Raw genomic sequence first — 20,159 nt, forward strand, 5'->3', positions numbered from 1 at the left:
CCACTTCGCGAACCCGCTACCGTCGCAGCGTAAACTCGTCCGCGCCACGCCGGGTTTCCCACTTCGCCTGCTCGAGTTCGGGCTGGTCGCATTCGGCCTCGGGATAGCCGATGCAGAGATAGGCGATGAATTTCCAGGAGCTTGGCACGTCGAGAATGGTGTGGATGCGGTCTGGACTCAGGATCGAGACCCAGCCGAGCCCGATATCCTCGGCACGCGCGGCGAGCCACATCGCGGTGATCGCAGCGACAACGGAGTATTCCGTCGTCTCGGGCATGGTCGCGCGGCCAAGGCCGTGGCCGATATCGCTCGCCTTGTCTGCGAATACGGCGAGGTGGCCGGGTGCATGTTCCAGGCCCGAGAGCTTGAGCGCGGCATAGCGCGCCGCGCGTTCGCCGGAGTAACAATTCAGCGCGTCGGCGTTGCACGCCCTAAAATCGTCGATCACGGCGCGGCGCCGTGCGGCATCGTCGACGGTGACGAAGCGCCAGGGCTGGCTGAGGCCGACCGATGGCGAAAGGCAAGCGGTCTCGATCAGCCGCGCGATGGCGCCATCCGGCAGCGGATCGGTGCGAAAGCGGCGCACGTCGCGACGCCACACGAACAGCTCGCGCAATTGCCGGCGGAAGGTGTCGTCGAATTCGACCATCGGGTCACCCTCCCATCTGAAGGAAGGCTGCGGCGACCTGCAGGATCAGGATCTCGCCAGTCTGCTCGAAGGCGCCGAGGATGTCGCCAGTCTGCCCGCCGATCTGACGGATGGCGAGCCGCGCCAGGATCAGCCCGGCGAGCGAGAGCAGGGCGAGGCCGACCAGCGCCTTGCCCGGTCCGAGCGCAAGCGCAAGACAGAGCGTTCCGAGAGCGAAGGCGATGGCCACGCTGCGACCTGGCGGTGCTCCCGCGCTCGCCGACAATCCATCAGGCCGCGCCGGCGGCACCAAGGACATGAAGGCCGGCACGCCCGCCCGGGCAGCGGCATGCGCAGATGCGAGCGCCAGTGTGACTGCCCACGGATTGGCAATTGCCGCGAGCGCGCTCCAGCGCAGGCCGAACGACAGGATCAGCGCGCAGACGCCATAGGTCCCGATCCGGCTGTCGCGCATGATCTCGAGCTTGCGCTCGCGCGTGCGGCCGCCGCCGAGCCCGTCGGCGGTATCGGCAAGGCCGTCCTCATGCAGCGCGCCGGTGACGAGGGTTGTCGTGGCCAGCGCGAGCAGGGCGGCCGTCGCGGAGGGGAGCCCCAGCCTGCTTGCAATCGCATAGGCCACCGCGCCTGCAAGCCCCACCAGCAGCCCGGCGATAGGAAGCGCCCAGGTCGCACGCGCGATCGCGCCATCGCCGGCGGGCTTCGACGAACCGACCGGAAGGATCGTGACAAAGGACGCCGCGATCCGGAGATCGGCGATGACGTCCCAGATCATGTCGGCGCGTGGCATCATTTCAGTTTCATCGGAAGGCCTGCGACGACGAACTCGACCTCGTCGGCCACAGCCGCAATGGTCTGGTTCATGATCCCGGCGGCGTCGCGAAAGGAGCGTGCCAGCGCGTTGTCGGGCACGATGCCAAGGCCGACTTCGTTGGTGACGAGGACGACCGGGCTCTTGAGGCGGGGCAGGGTATCGGCAAGCTCCGTCACTGCACGCGACCAGCCGCGTTCCGCATGCATCAGGTTGGAGAGCCATAGCGTCAGGCAGTCGACGAGCCGGGCTCCGCCTCCATCCGTTGCGATCAGCGCCGCGACGAGATCGAGCGGCACCTCGCGCTCGGCCCAGTCCGTTCCGCGCCGTGCGCGATGGCTTGCGATGCGCGCCTCCATTTCGGCATCAAGCGCCTCGGCCGTCGCGACATAGACAGGCCGCCCGGGAAAGCCGCGCGCGCGGCTTTCCGCACGCTTGCTCTTGCCCGATCGCGCTCCGCCCGTGATCAGAATGACGGCCATAAAGGTCTCCTGTCGGCAGCACTAATCACCAAACGCGGGCAAAGACAAAGCCGAAATCCGAGGGCCGGGGGCTTGCGCTCGGCTCGTGCTTTGCGCAACAGGGGCGGGACAGGAGGCGCATGTGGGTTTTGCGGGTGCGATGGCGGTGGCGATGGTAGTGGATGCCCTGGTGGGCTGGCCGTCGCCGCTGTTCGCGCGGATCGGCCATCCCGTGACCTGGCTCGGCTGGCTGATCGCGGCCATCGACACCGGCTGGAATCGCTCGTCCGATCCGCCTGCGCTTCGCCGCGCTGCTGGCTTTGCCGGAGCGCTGGTTGTGATCATGCTCTCCGCTGCGATCGGCTGGATGCTTCAATCCTTGCTCCCATGGGGCTGGGTACAGATATTGCTGATCGGTGTGTTGGCCTGGCCTCTGGTCGCGTTGCGCTCGCTGCATGATCACGTTGCGGCCGTCGCAAATCCTCTGCTAGGCGGTGACATTGCTGCCGCGCGCGAAGCGGTCTCGCGCATTGTCGGCCGCGAGCCCGCGGCGCTCGACGAGGCCGGCATCGCGCGCGCGGCGATCGAAAGCCTCGCCGAAAACGCCTCCGACGGCATCGTGGCGCCCGTGTTCTGGGGTGCGCTGTTCGGCCTGCCGGGCATTTTCGGCTACAAGGCGATCAACACGCTGGACTCCATGATCGGCCATCGCAGCGAGCGGCACGAGGCCTTCGGCTGGGCCGCCGCCCGCATCGACGATGTCGCCAATTTCATTCCGGCGCGGCTGACAGGCTTCCTCTTCGTACTGCTCGCGCCGCGGCGATCGGAGGCGTTGTCATGCATGACGCGCGATGCACGTCGTCATCGCTCGCCCAACGCCGGCTGGCCGGAAGCTGCGATGGCCGGTGCGCTCGGCGTGCGGCTCAGTGGTCCGCGCATCTATCACGACAGCATCAGCAACGAGCCCTGGTTGAACGAAGGCGCGCGCGATCCGCTCGCTGCCGATATCAGCCACGCGCTGACGATCTACCGCCGCGCCATGTTGCTGCTCGCGGGCGCGCTTGCGATCCTGGCTTTCGCGTGAAAGAACAGGACATGCGCGAGCACGGTGGAAATCTCGATCAGGCCCAGCAGCGTTTTGGCGGACGCGCGGAGGACTGGATCGATCTCTCGACGGGGATCAACCGGTTGCCTTATCCCGTGGGCGGAGTGAGCGTGCGCGCATGGAGCGCACTGCCGTCGCGCTACGAAATCGACGCCCTGCATCAGGCTGCTCAGCACGCCTATCGCACAAGCGCGCCGGTTGTCGCGATGGGCGGCGCACAGGCCGCCATCCAACTGTTGCCGCAACTCGCGCCGCGCGGCCGGGCGCGCATCCTCGCGCCGACCTACAACGAATATGCTCCAGTTCTGTCGGCCGCAGGTTGGGAGGTCGAAGAGGTGAGCGAGCTTGACGCGCTGGCCGGCGCGGACCTCGCCATCGTCGTCAATCCCAACAATCCCGACGGGCGCTGGTACACGCCTGCGAATTTGTTCGCACTGCTGCCACGCGTTGGCCGCCTCGTGATCGACGAGAGTTTCACCGACGCAGTTCCGCATTTGTCGCTCGCTTCGGAAGCAGTTCGGCCGGGGCTGGTGATCCTGCGTTCATTCGGAAAATTTTACGGGCTCGCCGGCCTGCGGCTCGGCTTTGCGCTTGGCCATGCCGACGACATCGCCAAGCTCGCGGCGATGTCTGGTCCATGGCCGGTGTCGGGCGCAGCGATCGCGATCGGCTGCCGCGCCTTGCGCGATGATGACTGGGCCAAGGCCACATCGGCGCGGCTTGCAAGGGACAGCGTTAGGCTCGACGCTATGGTGCAATCGCAGGGCTTGAGGCTCGTCGGCGGCACACCATTGTTTCGTCTCTATGAGATGCCCGACGCTCTCGCTGCACAGGAGAAGTTGGCGAGCGCTCAGATTTGGTCGCGCGTCTTCGTACAGCAGCCGACATGGTTGCGCCTTGGACTTCCGGGCGACGAATCCGAATGGTCGCGCCTCGCCGAGGTCCTAGCGCGCTAGCGCGAGCAGGCCCTCGACATCGAGATGAGTCTCGATGTGATTGGCAAGCGCATCCAGCGCGCTCTCGACCCTGGCGTGATACGGCTCGTCGCCTGCGGGAATATCGAGCTTCGCGAGATACGCCCTGCGAAAGTCGTCGGACGTGAAGAGGCCGTGCAAATAGCTGCCCTGTACGCGCCCGTCGCGCGAAATTGCGCCTTCCGGCTCGCCGTTGAGTTTCGCGAACGGATGAGCACGATCAGGCCCGTCGGTGTGGCCGATATGGATTTCGTAGGCCTGGATCAGCTGGTCCGTTGCCGCGTGCACCGCTGCAACACGCGTCAATGTCTTCTGCGCACTCATCTCCGTCATCACGTCGAGAAGTCCGAGGCCCGGTGTTTCGCCCGCGGGGCCTTCAATGCCGTCGGGATCAGTGACGCTCCGTCCCAGCATCTGATAACCGCCGCAGAGGCCGAGCACGTGACCGCCCCTGCGGTGATGCGCCAGCAGATCGATGTCCCAGCCCTGCGCCCGCAGGAAAGCGAGATCGCCACGCGTGGATTTGGAGCCGGGGATGATGACGAGGCGCACGTCGCCGGGGATCGCTTCGCCCGGACGCACCATCACGAGATCGACGCCCGGTTCGAGCTTGAGCGGATCGAGATCGTCAAAATTGGCGATCCGCGACAATGCGAGACAGGCGATCTTGCATTGGCCAGGCTTTCGCGCGTCGCTCAGGCCCAGCGCATCCTCAGCCGGGAGCTCGCCGGCGCGGGTGAACCAGGGCAGCACGCCAAGGCCGCGCCACGACGTTTTCTGCTCGATCAGCTTGTAACCGTCATCGAACAGCGTGGGATCGCCGCGAAACTTGTTGATGACAAAGCCCTGGATCATCGCGGCATCATCCGGATCGATCACCGTCTTGATGCCGACGAGCTGGGCGATGACGCCGCCGCGATCGATGTCGCCGACCAGCACGACGGGGACGTCGGCCTTGCGCGCGAAGCCCATATTGGCGATGTCGGCCTTGCGCAGATTGACCTCAGCGGGGCTGCCGGCGCCCTCGACCAGCACGAGATCGGCGCGCGCCTTCAGCCGCTCAAAACTCTCCATCACCGCGCCCATCAGCGACGGCTTCATCGCCGCGTATTCGCGCGCTCGCGCGGTGGCGATGCGTTTTCCCTGCACAATAATTTGCGCACCGACATCGGTCTCAGGCTTGAGCAGCACCGGGTTCATGTCGGTATGCGGCTCGACGCCGGCGGCGAGCGCCTGGAGTGCCTGGGCGCGGCCGATCTCGCCGCCATCGACGGTGACGGCCGCGTTGTTCGACATGTTCTGCGGCTTGAACGGCAGCACACGCAGGCCGCGCCGCGTGAAGGCGCGCGCGAGGCCGGCGACGATGAGCGACTTGCCCACGTCCGAGCCGGCTCCCTGGATCATCAATGCGCGCGCCATCGTTGAGCCCAATCAGAACTCGACGCCGGCCTGCGCCTTGATGCCGGAGCGGAAGGGATGCTTGACCAGCGTCATCTCGGTGACGAGATCGGCGATCTCGATCAGCTCATCCTTGGCGTTACGCCCGGTGAGCACGACATGCGTCATCGGCGGCTTCTCGGTTTTCAGGAAATCGACGATCTCCGCGATGTCGAGATAGTCGTAACGCAGCGCGATGTTGATCTCGTCGAGCACGACCATGTGCAGGCGCTCATCCATGATCAGCTCCTTGGCCTTTTCCCAGCCTGCGCGCGCGGCGGCGATGTCGCGGGCACGATCCTGCGTCTCCCAGGTGAAGCCTTCGCCCATGGCGTGGAACTGGCAGAGATCGCCAAAGTGGCCCGTGAGCAGCCGGCGCTCGCCGGTATCCCAAGCGCCCTTGATGAACTGTACGACCGCGCAGGGGAAGCCATGGGCGACGCAGCGCATGATCATGCCGAAGGCTGAGGAGGACTTGCCCTTGCCGGCACCGGTGTGGACGATGATGAGGCCCTTTTCGCCGCTCTTGGTCGCCATGATCTTGTCGCGGGCGACCTTGATCTTCGCCATTTTCGCAGCGTGGCGGGCGTCAGTTTCCTCGGCCGTTTGGCTATCCGGTTCAGGCGTCATCGGACGGGCTCCTTCGGCTTGACAAGTGGCGGCCGGGGGCAAATGGTGGGCCGACGTTGGTTCCTGTCCTATGACAGGCGAAGAGGGAATGCGATAGGGTCCGAATCGGCAAGATTTGGCTCCAAAATGCAGCCGCCCCCGCGACCGTGACCGGAGAGATGCCCGAAGCCACTGATCCCCAAGGGGATCGGGAAGGCGGGGATCGTAGGGGAAACCCTGCTCCGCAAGCCGGGAGACCTGCCAGCGCCGAAGTTTTGCACCGGCGGACGGGGTGTTCCGCGACGGGGAAACGGGCCTTCGCAAGAACGGTTCGTGCGCCTCATCGCTTCCCGCTGTTTATCCTGGAAGAGGCGATGACTGTCACACTTCACGTCTGCATCACCTGCCGTGCCGGCCAGACACTCAGCGAGGGCGAAGTCGCGCCGGGTAAGCGCTTGCATGGTGCGATCCTCGACGCGGGTGTGCCCGATGGTGTCAATGTGGTTCCCGTCGAATGCCTGTCGGCCTGTAGCCAGGGCTGTTCGGTCGCGCTCAGCGCGCCCGGCCGCTGGTCCTATGTCTATGGCCGCCTGTCGGAGGCCCACGCGGGCGATGTGATCGCAGGCGCTGCGGCCTATGCCGGTGCGCCCGACGGCATCGTGCCCTGGCGCAGCCGTCCCGAAATCTTCCGCAAGCAATCGCTTGCGCGCATTCCTCCCATTGCCGTTGTGCCAGAGGCCGCCGAATGAACTCGCTCGCAAAAGTCCCGGTCACGGTGGTCACGGGTTTTCTCGGCTCCGGCAAGACGACGCTGATCCAGCATCTCCTTGCAAATCCCAACGGCAAGAAGCTCGCGGTGCTCGTCAACGAGTTCGGCAGCGAGGGCGTCGACGGCGAGATCCTGAAATCCTGCGCCGACGCCAATTGCCCGGAGGAGAACATCGTCGAGCTCGCCAATGGCTGCATCTGCTGCACCGTCGCCGACGATTTCATTCCCACCATGGAGCTGTTGCTGTCGCGGCCGGTGAGGCCCGATCACATTCTGATCGAGACCTCGGGCCTGGCGCTGCCAAAGCCGCTGCTCAAGGCGTTCGACTGGCCGGAGATCCGCTCGCGCATCACCGTCGACGGTGTGATCGCGCTCGCCGATGCCGAGGCTGTGGCTGCCGGCCGCTTCGCGCCGGATCCTGCCGCGGTCGAAGCGCAGCGCGTGGCGGACGACAATCTCGATCACGAAACGCCGCTGTCTGAAGTGTTCGAGGACCAGATTGCGTGTGCCGACATCGTGCTGCTGACCAAGGCCGATCTTGCGGGCAGCGCGGGCATTGAAGTCGCAAAGGCTGCGATCACCGCCGAGATGACGCGTCGCGTGCCAATGCTGGCGGTCACCGACGGCGCGATCGATGCGCGCGTCATCCTTGGTCTTGGAGCTGCCGCGGAGAACGATCTTGCTGCGCGCCCGTCGCATCATGACGGCGAGGAGGACCACGAGCACGACGATTTTGCCTCCGTCGTGATCGATCTTCCGGAAGTCACGGATATCGACGCGTTGGTCGCGTCAGTCCAGCGTCTCGCGCGTGAGCAGAACGTGCTGCGCGTCAAGGGCTATATCGCAGTTGCGGGCAAGCCGATGCGCTTGCTGCTCCAGGCGGTCGGCGAACGTGTGCGCCATCAGTTCGACAAGCCGTGGGGCGCGAGCGCGCGTCAGTCAAAACTCGTCGTGATCGGCGAGCACGGCGATATCGACGAGGCCGCGATCAAGGCGGGATTGGGAGTCTGATGCACGTCGTCTTCCGCGAGAGCCGTGGTCTCGAGGAGACCGCGACGCCAAGGGACATCGGCCAGGACCCGGCCGATCTCGTGGTGCTCTCGTACTCGGATTCCGATCTCGCTGCGTTCGCGGCTGGCTGGCGGCGCGGCCGCGATAGCCTGCCGTCGCTGCGGCTCGCCAATCTCGCGGAGCTCCGTCATCCGCTCTCGGTCGACACCTATATCGAACGCACGCTCTCGCAGGCGCGCGGCATTCTCGTGCGCCTGATCGGTGGTGAGTCCTATTGGGCCTACGGGCTCGCGGCGCTGCATCAGCTCGCGAAAGATCGCGGTATTGTGCTGGCGGTGCTGCCGGCCGATGGCCGCGACGACACGCGCCTGGACGCGTACTCGACCTTGCCGGTCTCGACGCTGCGGCGGCTCAAGGTGCTCTGCGACACCGGCGGCCCGGTTGCTGCCCAAGCCGCGATCGCGCAGCTCGCGCTGGCCTCGGGCCTCTATGCCGGGCCGGTCGTCGGCGAGATGACCGTGCCCGAGATGGGCTTTTACGATTTTCCACGCGGCGTCATCGCTGCGCCGCCGGACGTTGAAGGTAAGCCGCGGGCGCTGGTGACGTTCTATCGCTCCTACTTGACTGCCGCTGACACCGGTCCTGTCGATGCCCTGATCGCGGCGCTGCGCGAAAAGGGCTTTGATACCTACGGCGTGTTCGTCACCTCGCTGAAGGCCGCGGGCGTCACAGATTGGCTGCGCGACCACCTTGCGAAGAATCCTCCCGCTGCGATCGTCAATGCGACCGCGTTCTCCGCGATCGGCGACGACGGTACGACGCCGTTCGACGGCGCGTCGTGCCCGGTATTTCAGGTCGCGCTCTCGACGGCGCGGCGCGAGGACTGGGCGGACTCGTTGCGCGGTCTGTCGCCCGGCGATCTCGCGATGCATGTGGTCCTGCCCGAGGTCGATGGCCGCCTGTTTGCAGGCGTGGTGAGCTTCAAGTCGGGCGAGATCCGCGATCCCGATTTGCAATTCTCGCATCTTGCGCATCGCCCGGACGAGGAGCGCGTGAAGGCTGTCGCCGCGCGCGTAGCCGCGTGGCACCGGCTCGCGGCGAAGCCGGTTGGTGAGAAGAAATTGACCGTCGTGCTGTCGAACTATCCGGGGCGCCCGCACCAGATTGCACATGCGGTCGGCCTCGATGCGCTGGCCTCGGTCGAGGCGTTGCTGTCTGATCTCGGTGAAGCCGGATTCGACGTCGCGTCAGCGGATCGGCTCGGCGATGTGTTGCTGAGGCAGACATTGACGTGGAGCGTCGCCGACTACGGTGCGGCGCTCTCACGTCTGCCGCAGGCATTGCAGGATGATCTCGCGCAAGCCTGGGGCGCGCCGGAGGATGATCCGGGCTGCCGCGATGGCGCGTTCCATTTCGCCGCGGTCCGATGTGGCAAGTCGATCATCGCGGTTCAGCCCGAGCGTGGCGACACGGCCACGCGGGACGGCGACTATCATGATCTCGCGCGCACGCCGCGCCATGGCTATGTCGCGTTCTATCTCTGGCTCCAGGGGCAGGGCTGTGATGCCGTCGTGCACATGGGCGCTCATGGCACGCTGGAATGGCTGCCCGGAAAATCCGTCGCGCTGTCATCAAACTGCTGGCCGGATGTACTGATCGGCAATCTGCCCGTCATTTATCCCTTCATCGTCAACGATCCCGGTGAGGCCGCACAGGCCAAGCGGCGCCTGGGTGCCGTCACCATCGGTCACCTGCCGCCGCCACTTGCGGCTTCCGCAGTGCCCGAAGGCCTGCGCCGGCTTGAGCAGCTCCTCGATGAATACTCGACCGCCGATGGTCTCGATCCCGCCCGTCGCCAGCGCCTGATCGCCGCGATTCGCGACGAGGCGCGTACTGCGGGCCTCGAAGACGATCTCGGCCTCGATGCGTCGGCAGTACCAGCCGAAGCAATCCCCCGGATCGATCGCTTTGTCTGCGATCTCAAGGAAAGCCAGTTCGGCGACGGCCTGCACGTGTTCGGCCGCGGTGCTTGCGGCGAATCCGAGCGCGATGCTCTGCGCACGGCACTTGCGGGCGGCCGCGTTGTGCCGGGCCCATCCGGCTCGCCCTATCGCGGACGACAGGACGTGCTGCCGACCGGGCGCAATCTCTTTGCCGTCGATCCGCGCGCCGTGCCGACCCCGTCAGCACACGCGCAAGGCATCAAGCTCGCCGAAGAGCTGTTGCGCCGCCATTTGCAGGATCACGGTGACTGGCCGAAGGGCCTCGTCGTCGACCTCTGGGGCTCGGCGACGATGCGCACCGCTGGCGAGGAGTTCGCGATGGCGCTGCATCTCGCCGGTCTCGCGCCGCGCTGGGATCACGCCTCCGGCCGCGTTATCGGCTACGACATCGTCGCGCCGGCCGAGCTCGGCCGTCCCCGCATCGATGTCACGTTGCGGGTGTCGGGCCTGTTCCGCGATGTTTTCTCCGGCCTCGCGCAATTGTTCGAGGCCGCCGCCGAGGCGCTCGCGGCGCGCGAGGACGAGGGCGACGAAAATCCCTATCGCCATCGCGCGTCCCGCGTGTTCGCGCCGCGTCCCGGGCAATATGGCGTCGGCCTATCGGCGATTCCCGATGCTTTCACGCCCGAGACCCGCGAGGCCGCGGGCGAAGCGTGGCTGTCGGCGTCGTCCTGGGCATTCTCCGCCGACGGCGCGATCAAGCCCGATCGCGCCGGCATCGAGCAGCGGCTCGCATCTGCCGACGCCTTCGTTCACGTCCAGGACTTGCCGGAAACCGATCTGCTGCTCGCGGCCGACTATGCGGCGCATGAAGCGGGCATCGCGGCTGCTGCAGCGTATCTCGGCGCTGCTACGCCGTCGCTCTATCATCTCGATGCGACGCGTCCGGAGCAGCCGCATGCGCGCAAATTGACCGAAGAGATTTCGCGCGTCGTGCGTGCACGCGCCGCCAATCCGGCCTGGATTGCCGGCATGATGCGCCACGGTTTTCGCGGCGCCGCCGAGATCACTGCGACGCTTGAGCATATGGCTGCCTTCGCACATCTGGCCGGCGCCGTGCCGCCGCATCTGTTCGATCTCTACTACGATGCGACGCTGGGTAACGACGATATCCGCGGCTTCATGGCGCGCGAGAATCCGGCGGCGCTGGCTGCGATGGAGATTTGCTTTACGCGCCTGCACGATGCTTCACTCTGGCGAACGCGCCGCAATTCGATCGCGGCTGCGCTGCGGGAGGCATCATGAGCGCGGCTGCGGTCAAGGGCTGGTGTCCGGGCGCGCTACAGCCGATGCAATCGGGCGATGGACTCGTTGTGCGCGTGCGCCCGTTTGGCGGAAGGCTCGACGCGGCGCAGATTGCCGGGCTTGCGCATCTCGCCGGGCGCCATGGCAACGGCTTGATCGACGTGACCAGCCGCGCCAATCTCCAGATCAGGGGCGTCAGCGACACCAGCCATCGGCTGCTGCGCGACGGGCTTGCGCAACTGGCGCTGCTCGACCCGGACGCCGACACCGAATCCCGGCGCAACATTCTGGTGACGCCGTTTTGGCGCACCGGTGACGAAACGCAGGCGCTCGCCGCCGAGCTGGAGGAAGCGCTTGCCGATAGCGCACTCGAACTCCCGACCAAGTTTGGATTCGCCATCGATGACGGGACCTCGCGCGTTCTCGCCGGCGATTCCGCGGATGTACGGATCGAGCGTGACCGAACCGGCGAACTTTTGGTACGAGCCGATGGTGCGAAACACGGCCGCTCCGTCGCGCGCGGAGAAGCCGTGACCGCTGCACTGGCGCTTGCAGGCTGGTTCGTCGCCTCTGGCGGAGCAAAAGGCGGACGAGGGCGCATGGTGGCGCATCTCGCCGCTGGCGTGGTCTTGCCTGAAGTCCTGCGCGGAGAGGCCGAGCCGGCGCCGATCATGGCGGCTGCACGCCCCGGCCTCTATCCGCAGGGCGCGCTGGTCGGCGTGGCGTTCGGACAGATGCCGCATACGACGCTGAACCAGTTCGCCGGCTGCGGACATGCGCTGCGCATGACGCCGTGGCGGATGGTCTTGAGCGAAGACAAGCGGGTGATGCCATCGGCGGCCGAACTCATCACCGAGGCCTACGACCCAGCGCTACGCGTGATCGCCTGTAGTGGCGCGCCGCGCTGTCGCGAGGCGCATGCAGATACCCGCGCGCTGGCGGCAGCGCTTGCGCCAAACATTGGCGCTGCCGCGCGGCTTCACGTCTCCGGCTGTGCCAAGGGCTGCGCCCATTCCGGTCCGGCCGCGATCACGCTGGTTGCGACCGGTACAGGATTTGATCTCGTCCGCGGCGGCTCGACGCGCGATGAGCCGATCCTGCGCGGGTTGAACCGCGACGACATCGTCCGCAATCCCTCCATCCTGATGGGAGGGCATTGATGCCGCATCTCTATGAGACCGATGGCGCGGCGATCTACCTGAAATCCTTTGCGACCATCCGGGCCGAGGCCGATCTTGCGCGCTTCGCGCCCGATGAGGAGCAGGTCGTAGTGCGGATGATCCATGCTGCCGGCATGGTCGGCCTGGAGGCGCATATCCGCTTCACGCCCGGCATGGCGACCGCAGCACGCGCCGCGTTACAGAGAGGCGCGCCGATTCTGTGCGATGCGCGCATGGTCTCGGAGGGAATTACGCGCGCGAGACTTCCCGCGGCGAACGCCGTCATCTGCACGCTCGGCGACGAATCCGTTCCTGCGCTCGCCCAATCCATGCGTAACACGCGTTCGGCGGCGGCGCTGGAGCTGTGGCGCCCGCATCTCGACGGCGCGATCGTCGCGATCGGCAATGCGCCGACCGCGCTGTTTCATCTCCTCAACATGCTGGAGGACCGCGACTGCCCGCGGCCGGCGGCGATCATCGGCTGCCCCGTCGGCTTCGTCGGCGCGGCCGAATCCAAGGCTGCACTGATAGCCAATCCGCCGGTACCGGCGCTGACGGTCGAGGGCCGCCTCGGCGGATCGGCGATCACCGTTGCTGCCGTGAACGCACTGGCGAGCCGGAGCGAATAGCGATGGGACGCATCATCTGCTGCGGTCTCGGCCCGGGCGATCCCGATCTGATGAGCGTGCGCGCCGATCGCACGGTGCGCGCCGCAAAGCACGTCGCTTACTTCCGCAAGAAGGGCAGGCCCGGCCAGGCCCGGCGTATCGTCGAGGGCATGCTCGCAAGCGATGTGACCGAATATCCGATGGAGTATCCGGTCACGATCGAGATCGCCTTCGATAGTCCTGAATATGTTGGTCTGCTCGCCGGCTTCTACGACGAATGGGCCGAGCGTCTTGCACGGCTCGCGCGTGCGGTCGACGTCGTCGTGCTCTGCGAGGGCGATCCTTACTTTTATGGCTCCTTCATGCATCTGCACACGCGCCTGCAAGGCCGCGTCGAGATCGAATTGATCGCGGGCATTCCCGGCATGGTCGGCTGCTGGAACGCAGTCGGCCGGCCGATTGCGCTTGGCGACGACGTGACGACGGTGCTGATGGGCACGCTGGCCGAGGACGAGCTCGGACGCCGGATGCGCGACTCCGATGCTCTCGTCATCATGAAGACTGGCCGCAATCTTGCGAAGGTGCGCCGCGCACTCGCCGCGGCCGGCCGGCTGGATGATGCCTGGCTGGTCGAACGCGGCACCATGCCGGGCGAGCGGGTCGCGCGGCTCGCCGACATCGATGCCGCAGAGTGCCCCTATTTCGCGATCGTGCTGGTGCACGGCAAGGGCCGGAATCCGGACGCTGCCGAATGACGGGGACGCTGACCATCGCCGGCCTCGGGCCGGGCAGCGACGCGCTGGTGACGCCGGAGGTCTCCGCCGCGTTTGCGGTCGCGACGGATATCCTGGGCTATGCACCTTATGTTTCGCGGGTCCCGCCGCGCACGGGTCTCAGGTTGCATCCATCGGACAACCGCGAAGAGTTGCAGCGCGCGGGCGAAGCCTTGCGGCTTGCCGCGGAAGGCGGCCAGGTCGTCGTCGTCTCCTCCGGCGATCCCGGCGTCTTCGCGATGGCCTCGGCCGTATTCGAGGCGCTCGAACAGGCGCCGCAATACCGGGAGCTGCCTATCCGCGTGCTGCCCGGCATCACCGCGATGCTGGCAGCGGCCGCACGCGCCGGTGCGCCGCTCGGCCATGATTTCTGCGCGATCAATCTCTCCGATAATTTGAAGCCGTGGGCGATGATCGAAAAGCGGCTGCGACTCGCGGCGGAAGCCGATTTTGCCATTGCACTGTACAATCCGCGCTCGGCGAGCCGGCCCGAAGGATTTGGCCGCGCGCTTGCGGTGCTGAAGGAGGCCGGCTGCGGCGAGCGGCTCATGATCTTCGCGCGCGCGGTCAGCACGGCGGACGAGACAATCGAGACAGTGACGCTGAGCGAGGCCCGGCCCGAAATGGCCGACATGCGCACGCTGGTCATCGTTGGCAATTCGCAGACGCGCCGCGTCGGCCGCTGGGTCTATGCGCCGAGGCAGGTCCGATGACCGAGCCACTGCATCACCTCGGAGACGCTCTCGGCTCGCAACCGTTCGGGCAATCGCGGTCGCGAGATCATGATCACGGGCAGGCCGAGCGTGCGGGCCGCGTCGATCTTGGCGCGTGCGCCGTCGCCGCCAGAATTGCGGGCGACGATCCACGCGATGCCGCGCGCTCGCATCATCTCCAGCTCGCCGTCAAGCGTGAACGGTCCGCGCGACACGATCACATCCGCCGCGAAGGGCAGGGGAGCTTCGGGTGGATCGACGAACCGCAGCGTGTAGGTGTGCTGTGGCTTGATCGCGAAGGGAGCGATGTGCTGGCGGCCGATGGCGAGGAATATTTTTGCCGGCGACTCCGGCAGCGCGGCGACCGTGGCGTTGACGTCGTGAACTTCGATCCAGCTATCGCCAGTCACTTTAGCCCAGGGCGCACGTTCGAGCGCGATCAGCGGCGCGCCGGTCTCCGCACACGCCGTGACCGCGTTGCTGCTCATCTCGGCGGCGAAGGGATGCGTCGCGTCGATCACATGCGTGACGCCTTCGCGACGGATGTAGTCGGCAAGCCCGCTCACCCCGCCAAAACCGCCGATGCGGGTCTGCAGCGGCTGGTCGGCGGGCGCACGGGTGCGGCCGCCGTAGGAATAGACGGCCTCAATGCCCGCGCGCACGATCTCTGCTGCGAGCAGGCTCGCATCGGCTGTTCCGCCCAGAATGAGGGCGCGCGTCATGGCTGATCCCTGGCTGACCATCATCGGTATCGGCGAAGATGGCCTTGCCGGGCTGTCGGAAGCAAGCCGAAAGGCGCTTGCGAATGCGGAAACTGTCTTTGGCGGCGAGCGTCATCTTGCGCTTGCAGGCGTGACCAGCCGGGGCCGCCCGTGGCCGGTGCCATTCGATGCGGAGGTCGTGCTGAGTTGCCGCGGCAGACCGACGGCGGTGCTCGCCTCCGGCGATCCGTTCTGGCATGGCGCCGGTGCAAGCCTCGCCGAGAAGCTCGATGCGGGTGAATGGATCGCGCATTCCGCGCCGTCGACCTTCTCGCTCGTTGCCGCGCGTTTGGGCTGGCGGCTCGAAGCCGTCGCCTGCCTCGGACTTCACGCCGCGCCGTTCGAACGCCTTGTGCCGCATCTCGCGGATGGCGCGCGGATCGTCTGTCTCGTGCGCGACGGTAAAGCTGCCGGCGATCTCGCGAAATGGCTGACGGAGCGCGGATGGGGCGCCTCGGCATTCTGGACTCTCGCCGCGCTTGGCGGACCACATGAACGCGTTGGTGAGTATCGCGCGGAGACCTACACGCGCGCTTCCGCCGGAAACCTGGTTGCGGTGGCGCTGGAGGCAAAGGGGGCGGAGGGTCTGTCTCGCAGCTCGGGGCTACCGGACGTTCTCTTCGCTCACGACGGCCAGATCACCAAGCGGCCGGTGCGCGCCTTGGCGCTCTCGGCGCTGGCGCCGTGTCCTGGCAGGAGGCTGTGGGACGTCGGCGCCGGCTCAGGCTCGATCTCGGTCGAATGGGCGCTGTGCGGCGGGACGGCTATCGCCGTCGAAGCGCGCGAGGATCGCGCCGCGAACATCCGCAGCAATGCGGCGGCGTTCGGGCTGGCGCATCGGATCACCGTCGTCACGGGGAAGGCGCCCGGTGCTCTGGCTGAGCTGGAAACGCCGGATGCCGTTTTCATCGGCGGCGGTCTCGACATCGCGATGTTCGACGCTATTTGGACGCGCGTCGGGGCAGACACGCGGTTCGTCGCACATGCGGTGACGCTGGAGACCGAAGCACTGCTCGGCGAATTGCATCAGCGTCATGGCGGCGAATTGATGCGGATCGAGATCGCGCATGCCGGCCCGCTCGGCCGCTACCGGTCCTGGGAAGCAGCGCGTCCCGTGGTGCAATGGAGTTCGGTCCGATGAAGGTCGCCGGACTCGGATTCAAGCGAGATGTGACGCTGGCTTCGCTGCGCGAGGCGCTTCTGGCGGCTGGCGGTCCCGAGGGCCTTGCGGCGGTCGCAACTGTCAGCGACAAGGCCGACGCCGAGGCGCTGAAGCAGCTCGCGCGCGAATGCGGCGTATCGATCAGGGCTGTTCCGCCAGACGTGCTCGCAGGCATCACGACGCCGACCCAGTCAAGGCTGATCACCGAAAAGTTCGGCACGGGATCTGTTGCCGAAGCTGCGGCGCTTGCGGCAGCCGGGCCTCGCGCGCGATTGATTGCGACGCGTGTGGTCTCGCAGGACCGGACGGCGACCGCGGCGATCGCGGAAGGAGACGGCGCATGACGGTGCATTTCATCGGCGCAGGGCCGGGCGCTCCCGATTTGCTGACCTTGCGCGGCCGCGACCTGATCGCGGCCTGTCCGGTCTGCCTCTATGCCGGCTCGCTGGTGCCGGAGGGCGTCCTGGCGCATTGCCCGCCGGGTGCGCGGATCGTCAACACCGCCTCGCTGTCGCTCGACGAGATCATCGCCGAGATCGCGGCCGCGCATGCGGACGGCAAGGACGTCGCGCGGCTGCACTCCGGCGATCTCTCGATCTGGTCGGCGATGGGCGAGCAGCTACGTCGGCTGCGGGCGCTCGGTATTCCCTACACGGTGACTCCCGGCGTTCCGTCCTTCTCGGCCGCCGCGGCTGCGCTCGAAGCTGAGCTGACATTGCCTGGTCTCGCGCAATCAGTTGTGCTGACGCGCACGCCGGGTCGCGCCAGTGCGATGCCCGAGGGCGAAAAACTCGCCGCATTCGCCGCGACCGGCGCGGTGCTCGCGATCCATCTGTCAATCCATCTGCTCGACAAGGTCGTTGCCGAGTTGACGCCGCATTACGGCGCGGACTGTCCGGTTGCGATCGTCTGGCGCGCGAGCTGGCCGGATCAGCGCATCGTCCGCGCAACCCTTGCAACGCTCGATGCCGCTGTCGGTGCCGAGCTCGAGCGCACCGCGCTCATCCTGGTTGGCAAGACGCTGGGCGCAGCAGATTTTGCCGAGAGCCGGCTCTATGCCGCCGATTACGATCGCCGCTACCGACCGGTCGGCGCCGAGCCGCGATTTCCGGAGGCGTCGTGATGGCCGCGAGCCTCATCATCTCCGCGCCGGCCTCAGGCGTCGGCAAGACGACATTGACGCTGGCGCTGGCGCGTGCCTGGCGCAATCGCGGTCTGAACGTGCAGTGCTTCAAGAGCGGCCCTGACTATATCGACCCGGCCTTCCACGCTGCCGCCACGGGACGCGCCTCAGTCAACGTCGATAGCTGGGCGATGGATCGCGCGACGATCGCGCATCTCGTTAATCGTGGCATGGATGCCGATGTCGTGCTCGCCGAAGGCTCGATGGGCCTGTTCGACGGCGTCGCCGCGCGCGGCGTCTCCGGCACGGGTGCCACGGCCGACATTGCGGAGATGCTGGGCTGGCCCGTGCTGCTGGTGATCGACCCCTCCGGGCAGGCGCAAACGGCGGCGGCGATCGCTGCTGGCCTGCGTGACTATCGCGCCGGCGTGCGCCTCGCCGGCGTTGTGCTCAACCGCGTCGCCAGCCCCCGCCACGAGGATCTCGTGCGGCGCGCGCTGACGGATGTCGGCATTGCCGTGTTCGGCGCGCTGCCGCGCCATGCCGAGATCAACCTGCCGAAGCGGCATCTTGGCCTGGTGCAGGCCGAGGAGCAGGCCGAGATCGGCAAGCTGATCGACGAGGCCGCGCGTTTTGTCGCCGAACACGTCGATCTCGATGCCGTGCTGCGATCGGCAGCCAGCTGGTCGCCACAGCCTTCGGCGAACGGCCTGAACGTGACGCCGCCCGGTCAGCGCATTGCGCTCGCCCGCGACGCCGCGTTCTCCTTCGTCTATCCGCACATGCTGGAAGCCTGGCGCGCGGCCGGCGCCGAGATTTCGACATTCTCGCCGCTCGCCGATGAGGTGCCCGATGCAAGCGCCGATGTCTGCTGGATGCCCGGCGGCTATCCTGAGCTTCACGCTGGCCGACTCGCCGCCAACGCGCGCTTCGCAAGCGGCTTGCGGGCTTTCGCCGCGACGAGGCCCGTGCACGGCGAGTGCGGAGGCTATATGGTGCTCGGCGAAGGCCTCACCGATGCCGAGGGTGTCCGCCACGAGATGACGGGCCTGCTCGGCCTGAAGACGAGCTTTGCCAAACGCCGCATGCATCTGGGTTATCGTCTCGCGGAGCTCGCAGCACCGATGCCGGGACATCAGGCCGGCGCACGCCTGCGCGGCCATGAATTTCATTATTCGACCATCCTCGCTCAGCCCGATACGCCGCTGGCGGTCGTGCATGACGCAACGGGCGCGGTCATTGCCGAGACCGGCTCGCGGCGGGGACAAGCCACCGGCACGTTCTTCCATCTGATCGCGGAGGACCGGTGAGCGGCTTTGTCTCCTTCATCTCCGCCGGCCCGGGCGATCCCGAACTGCTTACGCTGAAGGGCGCGGCGCGGCTGCGCGAGGCGGACGTCGTGCTCTACGACGACCTTGCTTCCGGCGCGATCCTCGATCTGGCCCGGCCCGGCGCCAACCTCGTCGCGGTGGGGAAGCGGGCGGGTCGGCCCTCGACCAAACAGCACCATGTCAACCGCCTCCTGGTCGACTATGCAGCAACCGGCGTCCGCGTAGTCCGCTTGAAGTCGGGCGATGCCGGCATCTTCGGCCGGCTCGAGGAGGAGCTCGAGACGCTGCGCGAAGCCGGCATCGGCTACGAGATCATTCCCGGCGTCACCTCGGCCTGCGTCGCGGCTGCGCAAGCCGGCATTCCCCTGACCCGTCGCCACACCTCGCGCCGGGTGCAGTTTGTGACCGGGGCCGATGTCAGCGGCGAACTGCCGCAAAACCTCAACTGGGCGGCGCTGGCCGATCCGGAGGCGACGACCGTGGTCTATATGGGCCGCCGCACCTTTCCGGCACTCGCCGCAAAACTGATCGAACATGGCCTCGCCCCCGAGACCCCGGCGCTGTTCGCCGAATCCCTCGGCCGGGCCGACGAACGGCTGGTCCGCACCACCATTGCCGAACTCGCCAAGCAGCTTGCGCGGGGCGGAGCCGCCTCGACGGCCGCCGTCATCCTGTTCGGCGCGCTGGCGGAGGGCGGTCCGTGATGCTGACGCTCTCCCTGATAGGCATCGGTTGCGGCGATCCCGAGCAGCTGACGCGCGCCGCGATTGCCGCCATCAACGCGGCTGATCTCGTGCTGATCCCGCGCAAGGGAACGACGAAATCCGATCTCGCCGATTTGCGGCGGACGATCTGCGCGGATGTGCTGACCAATCAAACGACACGCATCGTCGAGTTCGATCTTCCCCTGCGCGACGCGGGCGAAGCCGACTATCACAAGGGCGTGGACGATTGGCACGATGCGGTTGCTGCGGCCTGGTCGCAGACGATCGCGAGCCATCTTGGCGGTGACGGCAAGGTCGCGTTGCTGATCTGGGGTGATCCTTCGCTCTACGACTCCTCGCTGCGTATTGCGCGCCGGCTAAATCCCTTGCCGGTGATCGAGGTCGTGCCCGGCATCACCTCGATCCAGGCGCTGTGCGCTGCGCACGCGCTGCCGCTCAACGATATCGGCGAGCCGTTCCTTGTCACGACAGGGCGCCGCTTGCGTGAAATCGGTTGGCCGCAAGGCGTCGATACAGTTGTCGTGATGCTCGACGGCGGCACCGCGTTCCAGTCGCTCGATCCGAACGGCTTGCACATCTGGTGGGGCGCCTATCTCGGCATGCCCGATCAAATCACCATGTCCGGCGTGCTCGCCGAGGTCGGCTCGCGCATCGTTGCCGCGCGGCAGGACGCGCGCGAGCGGCACGGCTGGATCATGGACAGCTACATTCTCAAGCGCAGGCCGTAACGCA

The 20,159-nt window shown here is 66.9% G+C and carries 21 protein-coding genes and 1 riboswitch; of the genes, 15 read left to right on the plus strand and 6 right to left on the minus strand.

The features are described 5' to 3' along the window. Positions 1–16 precede the first annotated feature (16 nt). The 3 genes from bluB to cobU are packed head-to-tail and all read right to left on the minus strand — an operon-like array spanning position 17 to position 1,939. Positions 17–649 carry a 5,6-dimethylbenzimidazole synthase gene (gene bluB, locus UB31_RS16680; RefSeq protein WP_045011615.1) on the minus strand — a complete coding sequence of 211 codons (633 nt, stop codon included), beginning with the start codon at positions 647–649 and terminating at the stop codon, positions 17–19. 4 nt (positions 650–653) lie between these two features. Next, a complete protein-coding gene (gene cobS, locus UB31_RS16685) occupies positions 654–1,439 on the minus strand; it encodes an adenosylcobinamide-GDP ribazoletransferase (protein ID WP_045011616.1) in 786 nt (261 codons plus the stop codon). Next, complete coding sequence (gene cobU, locus UB31_RS16690) at positions 1,436–1,939, minus strand: bifunctional adenosylcobinamide kinase/adenosylcobinamide-phosphate guanylyltransferase (protein ID WP_045011617.1); 504 nt, start codon at positions 1,937–1,939, stop codon at positions 1,436–1,438. Before cobU ends, cobS begins: the two co-directional genes overlap by 4 nt. 121 nt (positions 1,940–2,060) lie before the next feature. Here cobU and cbiB point away from each other — a divergent pair, with 121 nt between their 5' ends. Together cbiB and cobD are read left to right on the plus strand one after the other, a co-directional pair. Further along, a complete protein-coding gene (gene cbiB, locus UB31_RS16695) occupies positions 2,061–3,002 on the plus strand; it encodes an adenosylcobinamide-phosphate synthase CbiB (RefSeq protein ID WP_045011618.1) in 942 nt (313 codons plus the stop codon). Positions 3,003–3,013: 11 nt separating this feature from the next. Further along, positions 3,014–3,979, plus strand: coding sequence for a threonine-phosphate decarboxylase CobD (gene cobD / locus UB31_RS16700; protein ID WP_045011619.1), 966 nt, complete (start codon positions 3,014–3,016; stop codon positions 3,977–3,979). Here the strand turns inward: cobD and UB31_RS16705 are convergent. Next, positions 3,968–5,416, minus strand: coding sequence for a cobyric acid synthase (locus UB31_RS16705; RefSeq protein ID WP_045011620.1), 1,449 nt, complete (start codon positions 5,414–5,416; stop codon positions 3,968–3,970). The two genes, cobD and UB31_RS16705, sit on opposite strands and share 12 nt — an antisense overlap. A 12-nt stretch (positions 5,417–5,428) precedes the next feature. Then, positions 5,429–6,064, minus strand: a complete 636-nt coding sequence (gene cobO, locus UB31_RS16710) for a cob(I)yrinic acid a,c-diamide adenosyltransferase (RefSeq protein WP_045011621.1) — start codon at positions 6,062–6,064, stop codon at positions 5,429–5,431. A gap of 40 nt (positions 6,065–6,104) precedes the next feature. Then, positions 6,105–6,323: riboswitch (cobalamin riboswitch) on the plus strand. A gap of 94 nt (positions 6,324–6,417) precedes the next feature. Between cobO and UB31_RS16715 the strand changes: the two genes are divergently transcribed. The 7 genes from UB31_RS16715 to cobJ are packed head-to-tail and all read left to right on the plus strand — an operon-like array spanning position 6,418 to position 14,325. After that, entirely contained in the window at positions 6,418–6,792 is a 375-nt protein-coding gene (locus UB31_RS16715; protein WP_045006323.1) for a DUF1636 family protein, read from the plus strand. Then, on the plus strand, positions 6,789–7,823 hold the full coding sequence (gene cobW, locus UB31_RS16720; protein WP_045011622.1) for a cobalamin biosynthesis protein CobW: 1,035 nt from the start codon (positions 6,789–6,791) through the stop codon (positions 7,821–7,823). The genes UB31_RS16715 and cobW overlap by 4 nt, the downstream gene beginning before the upstream one ends. Next, complete coding sequence (cobN, locus tag UB31_RS16725) at positions 7,823–11,071, plus strand: cobaltochelatase subunit CobN (protein WP_045011623.1); 3,249 nt, start codon at positions 7,823–7,825, stop codon at positions 11,069–11,071. Before cobW ends, cobN begins: the two co-directional genes overlap by 1 nt. Continuing rightward, entirely contained in the window at positions 11,068–12,231 is a 1,164-nt protein-coding gene (gene cobG, locus UB31_RS16730; protein WP_045011624.1) for a precorrin-3B synthase, read from the plus strand. Before cobN ends, cobG begins: the two co-directional genes overlap by 4 nt. Next, on the plus strand, positions 12,231–12,860 hold the full coding sequence (locus tag UB31_RS16735; RefSeq protein ID WP_045011625.1) for a precorrin-8X methylmutase: 630 nt from the start codon (positions 12,231–12,233) through the stop codon (positions 12,858–12,860). The genes cobG and UB31_RS16735 overlap by 1 nt, the downstream gene beginning before the upstream one ends. Positions 12,861–12,862: 2 nt before the next feature. Next, positions 12,863–13,594 carry a precorrin-2 C(20)-methyltransferase gene (locus UB31_RS16740; RefSeq protein ID WP_045011626.1) on the plus strand — a complete coding sequence of 244 codons (732 nt, stop codon included), beginning with the start codon at positions 12,863–12,865 and terminating at the stop codon, positions 13,592–13,594. After that, positions 13,591–14,325 (plus strand): precorrin-3B C(17)-methyltransferase, encoded by a 735-nt coding sequence (gene cobJ, locus UB31_RS16745; RefSeq protein WP_045011627.1) that lies wholly within the window; start codon positions 13,591–13,593, stop codon positions 14,323–14,325. Before UB31_RS16740 ends, cobJ begins: the two co-directional genes overlap by 4 nt. Here the strand turns inward: cobJ and UB31_RS16750 are convergent. Beyond that, on the minus strand, positions 14,301–15,047 hold the full coding sequence (locus UB31_RS16750) for a cobalt-precorrin-6A reductase (protein WP_045011628.1): 747 nt from the start codon (positions 15,045–15,047) through the stop codon (positions 14,301–14,303). The genes cobJ and UB31_RS16750 overlap by 25 nt on opposite strands. Here UB31_RS16750 and UB31_RS16755 point away from each other — a divergent pair. The 6 genes from UB31_RS16755 to cobF are packed head-to-tail and all read left to right on the plus strand — an operon-like array spanning position 15,046 to position 20,155. Further along, on the plus strand, positions 15,046–16,227 hold the full coding sequence (locus tag UB31_RS16755; protein ID WP_045011629.1) for a bifunctional cobalt-precorrin-7 (C(5))-methyltransferase/cobalt-precorrin-6B (C(15))-methyltransferase: 1,182 nt from the start codon (positions 15,046–15,048) through the stop codon (positions 16,225–16,227). The genes UB31_RS16750 and UB31_RS16755 overlap by 2 nt on opposite strands. Then, positions 16,224–16,592, plus strand: coding sequence for a cobalamin biosynthesis protein (locus UB31_RS16760; protein ID WP_045011845.1), 369 nt, complete (start codon positions 16,224–16,226; stop codon positions 16,590–16,592). The genes UB31_RS16755 and UB31_RS16760 overlap by 4 nt, the downstream gene beginning before the upstream one ends. After that, positions 16,589–17,371 (plus strand): precorrin-4 C(11)-methyltransferase, encoded by a 783-nt coding sequence (gene cobM, locus UB31_RS16765; protein ID WP_045011630.1) that lies wholly within the window; start codon positions 16,589–16,591, stop codon positions 17,369–17,371. The genes UB31_RS16760 and cobM overlap by 4 nt, the downstream gene beginning before the upstream one ends. Further along, positions 17,371–18,681 (plus strand): cobyrinic acid a,c-diamide synthase CobB, encoded by a 1,311-nt coding sequence (locus UB31_RS16770; RefSeq protein ID WP_045011631.1) that lies wholly within the window; start codon positions 17,371–17,373, stop codon positions 18,679–18,681. Before cobM ends, UB31_RS16770 begins: the two co-directional genes overlap by 1 nt. Next, complete coding sequence (gene cobA, locus UB31_RS16775; RefSeq protein ID WP_045011632.1) at positions 18,678–19,406, plus strand: uroporphyrinogen-III C-methyltransferase; 729 nt, start codon at positions 18,678–18,680, stop codon at positions 19,404–19,406. Before UB31_RS16770 ends, cobA begins: the two co-directional genes overlap by 4 nt. Next, positions 19,406–20,155, plus strand: coding sequence for a precorrin-6A synthase (deacetylating) (gene cobF / locus UB31_RS16780; RefSeq protein ID WP_045011633.1), 750 nt, complete (start codon positions 19,406–19,408; stop codon positions 20,153–20,155). Before cobA ends, cobF begins: the two co-directional genes overlap by 1 nt. Positions 20,156–20,159 lie beyond the last annotated feature (4 nt).

Origin of the sequence: Bradyrhizobium sp. LTSP849 (assembly GCF_000938255.1) — a bacterium.
In the GTDB taxonomy this organism is placed as follows: domain Bacteria; phylum Pseudomonadota; class Alphaproteobacteria; order Rhizobiales; family Xanthobacteraceae; genus Bradyrhizobium.

Bases quoted from the DNA above. Each gene is read 5' to 3' on its own strand.
- UB31_RS16750 (WP_045011628.1), bottom strand. From the start codon at position 15,047: ATGACGCGCGCCCTCATTCTGGGCGGAACAGCCGATGCGAGCCTGCTC.
- UB31_RS16770 (WP_045011631.1), top strand. From the start codon at position 17,371: ATGGCCGCGAGCCTCATCATCTCCGCGCCGGCCTCAGGCGTCGGCAAG.
- UB31_RS16705 (WP_045011620.1), bottom strand. From the start codon at position 5,416: ATGGCGCGCGCATTGATGATCCAGGGAGCCGGCTCGGACGTGGGCAAG.
- cobM (WP_045011630.1), top strand. From the start codon at position 16,589: ATGACGGTGCATTTCATCGGCGCAGGGCCGGGCGCTCCCGATTTGCTG.
- cobD (WP_045011619.1), top strand. From the start codon at position 3,014: ATGCGCGAGCACGGTGGAAATCTCGATCAGGCCCAGCAGCGTTTTGGC.
- cobU (WP_045011617.1), bottom strand. From the start codon at position 1,939: ATGGCCGTCATTCTGATCACGGGCGGAGCGCGATCGGGCAAGAGCAAG.
- UB31_RS16740 (WP_045011626.1), top strand. From the start codon at position 12,863: ATGGGACGCATCATCTGCTGCGGTCTCGGCCCGGGCGATCCCGATCTG.
- cobN (WP_045011623.1), top strand. From the start codon at position 7,823: ATGCACGTCGTCTTCCGCGAGAGCCGTGGTCTCGAGGAGACCGCGACG.
- cobS (WP_045011616.1), bottom strand. From the start codon at position 1,439: ATGATGCCACGCGCCGACATGATCTGGGACGTCATCGCCGATCTCCGG.
- cobF (WP_045011633.1), top strand. From the start codon at position 19,406: ATGCTGACGCTCTCCCTGATAGGCATCGGTTGCGGCGATCCCGAGCAG.
- UB31_RS16755 (WP_045011629.1), top strand. From the start codon at position 15,046: ATGGCTGATCCCTGGCTGACCATCATCGGTATCGGCGAAGATGGCCTT.
- cobO (WP_045011621.1), bottom strand. From the start codon at position 6,064: ATGACGCCTGAACCGGATAGCCAAACGGCCGAGGAAACTGACGCCCGC.
- bluB (WP_045011615.1), bottom strand. From the start codon at position 649: ATGGTCGAATTCGACGACACCTTCCGCCGGCAATTGCGCGAGCTGTTC.
- cobJ (WP_045011627.1), top strand. From the start codon at position 13,591: ATGACGGGGACGCTGACCATCGCCGGCCTCGGGCCGGGCAGCGACGCG.
- UB31_RS16715 (WP_045006323.1), top strand. From the start codon at position 6,418: ATGACTGTCACACTTCACGTCTGCATCACCTGCCGTGCCGGCCAGACA.
- UB31_RS16735 (WP_045011625.1), top strand. From the start codon at position 12,231: ATGCCGCATCTCTATGAGACCGATGGCGCGGCGATCTACCTGAAATCC.
- cobG (WP_045011624.1), top strand. From the start codon at position 11,068: ATGAGCGCGGCTGCGGTCAAGGGCTGGTGTCCGGGCGCGCTACAGCCG.
- UB31_RS16760 (WP_045011845.1), top strand. From the start codon at position 16,224: ATGAAGGTCGCCGGACTCGGATTCAAGCGAGATGTGACGCTGGCTTCG.
- cobW (WP_045011622.1), top strand. From the start codon at position 6,789: ATGAACTCGCTCGCAAAAGTCCCGGTCACGGTGGTCACGGGTTTTCTC.